5 protein-coding genes are annotated in these 7,385 nt (G+C 57.6%); 1 reads left to right on the forward strand and 4 read right to left on the reverse strand.

The window, feature by feature from the left end; translation table 11 throughout:
- From NW837_RS01140 to csx2, 3 genes are all read right to left on the reverse strand, one after another.
- On the reverse strand, nt 1-1,009 hold a 1,009-nt coding region (locus tag NW837_RS01140), incomplete at its 3' end, for a type III-B CRISPR module-associated protein Cmr3 (protein WP_414328892.1).
- Nucleotides 1,006-3,987 carry a type III-B CRISPR-associated protein Cas10/Cmr2 gene (cas10, locus tag NW837_RS01145; RefSeq protein WP_414328893.1) on the reverse strand — a complete coding sequence of 994 codons (2,982 nt, stop codon included), beginning with the start codon at nt 3,985-3,987 and terminating at the stop codon, nt 1,006-1,008. The genes NW837_RS01140 and cas10, both read right to left, overlap by 4 nt.
- 198 nt (nt 3,988-4,185) lie before the next feature.
- Nucleotides 4,186-5,457, reverse strand: coding sequence for a TIGR02221 family CRISPR-associated protein (csx2, locus tag NW837_RS01150; RefSeq protein WP_414328895.1), 1,272 nt, complete (start codon nt 5,455-5,457; stop codon nt 4,186-4,188).
- Between the two features lie 166 nt (nt 5,458-5,623).
- On the opposite strand from csx2, the gene NW837_RS01155 reads away from it, so the two are divergent.
- Complete coding sequence (locus NW837_RS01155; RefSeq protein ID WP_414328896.1) at nt 5,624-6,373, forward strand: Uma2 family endonuclease; 750 nt, start codon at nt 5,624-5,626, stop codon at nt 6,371-6,373.
- Between the two features lie 132 nt (nt 6,374-6,505).
- Here the strand turns inward: NW837_RS01155 and NW837_RS01160 are convergent, their stop codons facing one another.
- Complete coding sequence (locus NW837_RS01160; RefSeq protein ID WP_414328897.1) at nt 6,506-7,024, reverse strand: formylmethanofuran dehydrogenase subunit E family protein; 519 nt, start codon at nt 7,022-7,024, stop codon at nt 6,506-6,508.
- Between the last annotated feature and the right edge of the window lie 361 nt (nt 7,025-7,385).

A 7,385-nucleotide genomic window follows, 5' to 3' on the forward strand; every position in this document is an offset into this window, starting at 1 on the left:
CGCTACCAGGGGGCGCGGCAAAAACTTGGGGGGCAGGCAGGCTCATCTGCCGCTGCTCTTGGGGGCGATCCACCCGCAGGCGTCCACTGATGGGAACGGGCTTGCCGGTAGCTACACTCACTAAGGGGCCGGTGAGGGGATGGGCGGGGTGGGGAGTGGCCAATCTCCATTCCCACGGCCAGGCGCGGCAGAGGGAACGCCCGTCCACCTTTTTGATGAACACACCTGGGGTCACCAAGTAGGCCAAAGCGCGTCCGGCTTGGCAAAAGGCGGCCTGAGAAAGGTCCTGCAACTGCTGCCACTGCTCCTGCAGCTTCGGACAGGGGGCCAGCAAAGCGCAGTGGCCTTCTCCCCCCAGCCGCAGCACTGCTTCCTGAGTAAGGGGTAGGGGATCCCAGGCTTCGCGATCGGGATCCCAGCACTCGATGGAAAGGGCCAAACTCCAGCCCGGCTGAAGGCGGATGCAGGTCTCCACAAAGTAGCCATCGGCTTCTCGCACTTGCCGCTTGCTCACCTGCAGGGTGTTGTGGGGCCGTACTTCATACTTCAACGGCGGCTTGACGGCCTGGCTGAGATCCCAGCCTTTGCCTTCCAGCGCCTTTTGCACCGCCTCGAAGGGCAGGTAGCCTCCTGTTTTTTTCTTCTTGCTGCTCTGGCTGCATTCGGGTTCCTCCTCTACCGGCCTCAAGGAAACCAAGGGGGCTGGCCGGGTGGGATCCCAGTGGCAATGGAAGTAGGGATCCCTCTCGTCCAACCAAGGAACGGGAACAAGGGGGAATCCGTCTTCCAGATGCAGAGGGGCGGGGAAATAGAGCCTTTCGTCGTGGCAGAGAAAGGGGCCCCGCAGCCGCAGCGTCATCGGCTGGCCCAGGTAAGCCTGGATAGCACCAGCAAGGGTATGGCCGCTAGGGGGAAAGCTGCTGTTGGCCCAGGCCCGCTCTCCCGGCGCAAAGGGCTTAGCATCCCGAAACATCCACACATCCAAGGGTGATAGGGTAAACCAACTCATCGGCTGTTCCTCCCCAAAGCAACGGTGCGGTTGCGCAGCACGAAAGCTGCCAACTTGAACCAGTTTTTGATCTCCAGATCCCACGCCTGCGGCTGGGCGGGTAGGCTGTGCTGCCAAAAATGCTGGATAAACTCCACAAGCTTGTTCTGGAAGTGCTCTTTCTGCTCCGATTCCTGTTTGAAGAGATCCCGGCGGCTGCAGAACAACCGGGCCCACTCGCGCACTGCCTCTAGGCTCGGAGCTGGATGTTGCTCCCACAGTTGGGCTGCCTGCTCAAACAAGGAGCTTTGATCCTGCTGCTGGCCCATGAGCTTCCAGTCAAAATCAAGGAGATCCTTCCACTTGTCGAACGTGTCGAACTTGCTGGTGCTCACCAGTTGGTTGCCATTGGCAAACAGCACCCGCACCTGCACGCTGTCTTTGGGGCAGCCATGGGCATAGAGGTGGCCCTTGGCTTCTTCTTCCGCCTGCCAAAGGTTTTCCAGGGCAATGGCCAGAGGCACCGAGTGATGGGCAATCACCACGCCGAAGCTGATGGTGGCTGCGGATCCCAGGGTAAAGAGGGGGCGCCGGCTCAAACCTTCGGGAGGCCGCCCTTTTTTCCACTGCCAGTAGTCCCCCAGGTTCTCAAACTCCCGCCAGTCATCCTCTCCCCCCCGGAAACACTGGCGAATATCCCACAGCCAGCCATCCCACTCCCAGAGGTTGGTGTAGGCCAAAACGTCGTCCCCACCGGCGTAGATGAGCTTGCCTGCATAGCGTTGCTCTGTTAGGTAGGGCACCAACTGGCCGGAAAAATCCAGCAGGGCGCGGCTTAGGGCGCTGTGGGTGGCAGGCCCCATGCGCTTGCGGCTGTTTTTGACAAACTTCTGAAAAGCGTCTTTGACTTGCTCCAGCTCCTCCTTGTCCTTGCCAAAGACCTCGCCAATGGCTTCCGTTTGCCCGTTGGCCAGCCGCTGTAGGGGTTGAGGCAGATAGTCGTAGTAGGATTTCATCTTCTCGCCCCTGAGCCATTTGCCCATGTCGTCCCCATCCCCGGCAGCCAGCACGTACCAACTGGCGGGGTTAACGCTGGGGTAGTAGCGGCCTAGAAGCGTCTCGATGTCCTGCCGGTAGCTTCTTTGCGTTTCCTCGTCCAGCTCCAGGTCTTCCACCAGCCAACCGGCATTGAGCAGACGGGGATGGTAGCGCAGGTTCTGCCGGTCGGCCCACGGGATCCCCCATTTGCCCCGCATTTCCCGCAGCACCCCTCTGACCTCCGGGTAGCGGGCCTCCACTGCCTGACAGGCCTGCTCGAAGTGCTCTCGTTCCCGTCGCCCGTGAGTCTTGAGGTAGCCGGCTACGCCAGCGGTGAGATCCGGGTAGGAAGCGGCAATCTGGTCTTCATCCAGCTCGCGGAAGAGCTCCGGCAGCACTTTGTACAAGCCCCGCTTGAGGGTTTCGGTGGCATTGAGCTGTTCCCGGCCATCGAAGAGCCCGGCCTGCCGTTGCCAAAGCCGCCGACTCTCCCCTTCTGTTATCCACCCCTGCCGCGGTGAGGGATGCACCACCGGCCCCAAGCCCGAAACGGTGCTGCGCGGCCCAAACGCAACGGGGAGCTGCCAATCGCGGGCCTGCTTACAAGCGGCTTGTAGCCGCCGACTTTGCTCCACTGCGGCTGCCCACCAAGATCCGACGTTGAGTCCGGCCTTGTATTGGCGGCGCTGTTGTCTTTGGGGATCCCAAAAGCTAGCCCGCAGAAACTCCAGCTCCTCATCAGCAAAGAGCTTTTGCTTAGCCCCCAGGTGATAGGTGCGGTTTTGGGCACTGACCCAGGGATCCTCATCAATGGAAACCTGAGGGGGCTTGAGGATGCCGGTATCCTTGAGGGCATGAGCCGGGGATCCCAAGGGCACGGCTGCCCAGTAGTGCTGCCACTGATGCTCCAGCCATCCCTGCCAGGTGGGATCCTCTGGGTGCAACTGCACCATCCAGCGGCGATCCCCCTGCAGGTGATCCAGCACCCTCTGGGCCAACTGCTTCCATTCTTCCTTGAGGGTCTGCTGCGCCATCTGCATGGCCGCTTGCACCCGGTCTTCCGGCAACAGCAGCAGGAGCACATTGGGAAAGCCGGCGGTGAGCAGGGCGTTGGCAGAAGGTTGAGGGATCCATTCTTCAAATTCGGGGTACTTCTCCCGCAGCCAGTAGTCGATTAACGGCTGGCCGTAGAGGCTGGGGTAGAGCAGACAGTCGGGGCCGTATTTCTCGGCAAGCCGCCAACTCATGCGGGCAGAAAGGTAGTGCAGCAGCCAGGATCCGGCCCAAAAGTCCCGCATCTTGCGGCTGGCTTTGATCAGCTCCTGGATGGGGTTGAAGGTAAAGCTCACCAAGAAGGGACGCGCGAACTTGGGCTCGTCGTAGCCGGCCAAACATCCCGCTAGGGCTGCGGTGACGCTGGCGTGGCTCCACAGGGATCCGTCTGGCAGCCGGGTTTCTGCTGGCAATAACAGCAAGCTCTCATCCCCAAACTCCTGACAAATGGCCTGGGGAAAGCACCGCCAAAACCACCAAAACACTTTTTGGGGATCCGTCTCCTGCCGAACCCAATCAGGGATGGCGTTCTCCTCCCGTTCCATCAGGTAGTCTGCACGGGAGCAGGCATTCTTGAGGGCTTGGTGTTGCTCATTGGCCAATTGCCAAAAGTGCTTGCGCCCGGAGAGCAAGTGGCTCATTTCTAGTCCAAGACCCAAGTTGCGATCCTCAACTTGATAGTTGATGGCTATGGGCAAATGGCCAATGGCCGCGCGGTCGCTGGCCGAGGCGATGAGATCGGCATCGCCTATGGGAGAGGATCCCTCGGCTTTGGGAGAAGACCATCCCTGCATCGCCGCCAGTCTGGTCCACAGCCCTTCCTTGGAGCGGCCAGTCCTGTCGTGTAGGGCTTTGAGGGCGGGATCATGTAACAGACCCCAGAGCTTAGCTTGCCAGTAGTAAGACATGGTGTTTTCGCTGGAGAAACAGAACAGTTAGGAACTCCTCGAACAAGGAACAAAACCCCGGTAGCCACCCGATGTCGTGGCTACAGAAGCTACAAAACAAAATCGATCTGATCCCGGCCAGCCCTCAGTTTTCTTCAGTATTTATAGCCGTTGTTTGACCAAAAACCCAGAACCTGAGGGCGAACCGATGTCTTTAGCCTACGGAGAAGTGGAAAGATCCCCTTCCAACTTCCCTTCTGCCCAGGTCAATTTGGGAAACAGCTCTTCCAGGCCAGGCAGCAGGTCTTGCAAAACAAAGCTTTCTAGAGCTTCGCTGTTCAAAGGGTTTGGATTCATCTGCACATGGGCAACATCGTTGCGGTACTGGCTGAGGCGAGACCAGAGGTTGGCAAGTTTCTGCACATCGGGAACATGGGCAGCAATGTCAGGAGGCGCCTGGGGCTGGTCTTCCCGTGGAATGAGGGATCCCAGTTGGTGTTCGATCTCCTGCCGCGCTTCCCGCTGGCGGTAGTTGGGCAGCCCCTCACACAAGCAGAGGGCCGAGATCACCCACTCCCGAGCTAAGAGAATTGCCTGCGTGGTGAAGCGTTTCTCCACATACCAGCGCAGCAGTTGAAATTGCTTTTGAACTTGAGCCTTGGCATCCGTAGCTCTGTCTGCTGGCAAAGCCAGTTGGCTGTAGCTGTCTTGAATGCTTTGCAACAGCAAGCCAAAGGGCTTGGCAAATTGGCCCACCTCTTCTGCCAACTCCTGGGTGGAGTGCCTTTGCAACCTAAGCAAGTCATCCTCCAAAAGGCTGACCGGTCTTACCAGCTCCAGGGAACGAGAGATATTGCGGATGGCTTGGCCAAAGTTCTGCAGCCGGATGGGCTTGGGATCCCTTTTGCCGAGCTTTGGTTGGCGGTAAAAGTCCCGTTGAACTGTATCCAAAAGTTGGCCCAACTCCAAGGCCGAGCCGGTGCTAATGAATTTGTCGGTAGCCGTCAGCCAGTCCAAAAGACGAAGGGCGGGGGTGAGATCGATGATGGGTGTTTCCTGCTGGTCTTTGAGATAGAGACCGTAGTACAGCCCCTGAATATTTACATTCTTGGCCTTGCGCAAAAGGGCGGCTCCCAAGAGCACCAGTACGGGGATGGAGCGAAAGGCGTGGGTGATATCGAAAACCAGCCGCGTATGGGGCTCGATGCTATCGACCAGCACATCGAAGATCTCCCAGGTCTCTGCCTCGGTTTTCCCTTCAGGAATGGCCTTGGCAATTTTCTCCACGTGGGGGGGTAGGCAGTCCTGTAGATGCTTCCAATGGGTGTCATGTGCTTCTTGGGTTAGCAGCACAATCACCCTCTCGATGTCAAAGAGCTGACAGAGGGCTTTGGCAACATAACGGGTTCTATCGGCTTTCCGCTCCCCAAAAACATACACCGTCTCGCTGTAGGGGCTGGTGCCTAGAGTGGTCAAAAGGGTATTAGCCATAGGGATCCTCTCGATGACGGCTTTCAAGCATTGAAGCACGGGCATCTTCAAGCTACTGCAGCTTGGAAGCCCCCCCTTCTCAAGTTGCCTGGAGAGGGTTCTGGGTTGAATGTTGCCCTATCCTCTCCCGAAAAGTGGCATCCTCTGCTCAGCCGGTGCCAGAAAGATGGGGATCTCTACCCCCAAAATTGAGTGGAGCCATCTTGCCGCTGGATTTGGATCCCTGCTCGACAACTGTTTCAAAACGGTGAAGGTGGGGGATGTCAGAGCTAGCCTAGACAGAGATTCGGCCATCCTAAACAACGGGGATCCTGTGATGCTATCGACTCCAGAGTTGTCCATTTCAGGTCAAAAGCTAACTCCCGAACAGTTTCTGGCCTTGCCGGAGGGGGATATTGTCTATGAGCTAGTCGATGGGCGGGCCGTCTCCAAAAACGAACCCATGTCGCCAAAACGCTTCCATGCTCGTCTCCAACCGGTGTTGTGGCAAATTTTGGAGGACTGGTGCTCTAGCCCTGAGTGTCCTAAGCCTGGGTCAGCACATACTGAGTGGGCAGTTGTTTTAACACGAAAGGCAGAGCCCTGGATCCCAGTTCCTGATGTTACTTACATCTCTAACGAGCGGTTGCCGGTTGAGGCCATGACCGATGAACCTTGTTTTGCCATTCCCGAGTTGGTGATCGAGATCCTTTCTCCTGGCCAGAGTTTTGGAGCCATAGCTCAGAAGGCAACCGATTATCTAGAAGCTGGGATCCCCAGGGTTTGGGTTGTGGATCCCCAAGCCAAGAGCATCACCGTCTTCTATCCCGATGCCCCGCCGCGCACCTTTACGGGATCCCAAGCCATTCAAGATGATTTCCTGCCGGGTCTAAAGGTGATCCCTCAAGATGTATTCGCTCAAGCCCGGATCCCTTAGGGGGTACCTAGCGAGCCCACGATAATCAGAGTTAGTTCCAGAAAGAGAGCATCCGGCAGAGGTGGCCACCCGCTCGGGTCTGGAGCTGATTGGCTCAGGAATGCCGAAGGGATCCCGAAGCGATATTCCCTGCTATGGGCTAATGGCGAGACGGAAAAGCTTCTCATCGGCCAGTTGAAGAACTTCCTGCCCTGCAGCCGCCAGTTGTTCCGGGGGCAAGTTCCGGTATTTGTCTATAAACTCGGGCAAAACTTGAAACTCCACCCGCTTGCCGGTCTCTCGGTGGATGACCACGCTGCGCATTTTTTCAAGAGATTCGACCTCCACCAGCTTCAAGTTCAACTTGCCCAAACTGGCCCCTGTTGCAGCATGCAAGCCATCCACAATGCACACGAACGGGATCTCTGCCGGCGACTCGTGAATGACCTCCACCAGAAAACGGTTCCTAGAAGTGTGGGGAGTTGGACTCATCAAGCCCAGCTCCTGCAGAGCGCGCATCCCCATGCGATAGCCGACCACGGCCCAAGGCCCAGCTCCGCCATGAATTTCCGTTACTCGCTGAACGGCTGTCGCCGTCGAGTCCGTTGCAGAACTGGTGACCGGATGAGCTGTCGCCGGCGCTCCCAGAGTTAGCTGAAGTGCAATCAGCAAAAGAGAAAGCTGCTGTGGCTTGGCAATGGATGACAGGTTCATAGGCAGCGAGAGAGCTGATAAAGAGGAGATGGGTCAAGCCATCCTAAGCTCTACCCTTCGAGGTTGCCTATGCGGGGGTAGGGGATCCAGCCCTCTTCTGGGAACTCTTCCGAAAATCACCTCCTGGCTGAAGAGGGCTAAGACCAGTGGTATTGTCAGAGGTAAGCCCCTGGGCGTTGAGCACAGGCCCCTGCAGGAGTAAGGGTAGTACTAGAGCATGCCTCTAACCCCCAAAACCCTGAACTTCGCTGAATTTACTGAGCTTTAGGCAGTTTGGCAAAAGTCATTGAGAGGGATATAGTAGACCAAGTTTCCCCCT

The sequence above is a fragment of the Synechococcus sp. R6-10 genome (genome assembly GCF_047461815.1).
Classification (GTDB): Bacteria; Cyanobacteriota; Cyanobacteriia; order Thermostichales; family Thermostichaceae; genus Thermostichus.

Bases quoted from the DNA above. Each gene is read 5' to 3' on its own strand.
- csx2 (WP_414328895.1), bottom strand. From the start codon at position 5,457: ATGGCTAATACCCTTTTGACCACTCTAGGCACCAGCCCCTACAGCGAG.
- cas10 (WP_414328893.1), bottom strand. From the start codon at position 3,987: ATGTCTTACTACTGGCAAGCTAAGCTCTGGGGTCTGTTACATGATCCC.
- NW837_RS01155 (WP_414328896.1), top strand. From the start codon at position 5,624: ATGGGGATCTCTACCCCCAAAATTGAGTGGAGCCATCTTGCCGCTGGA.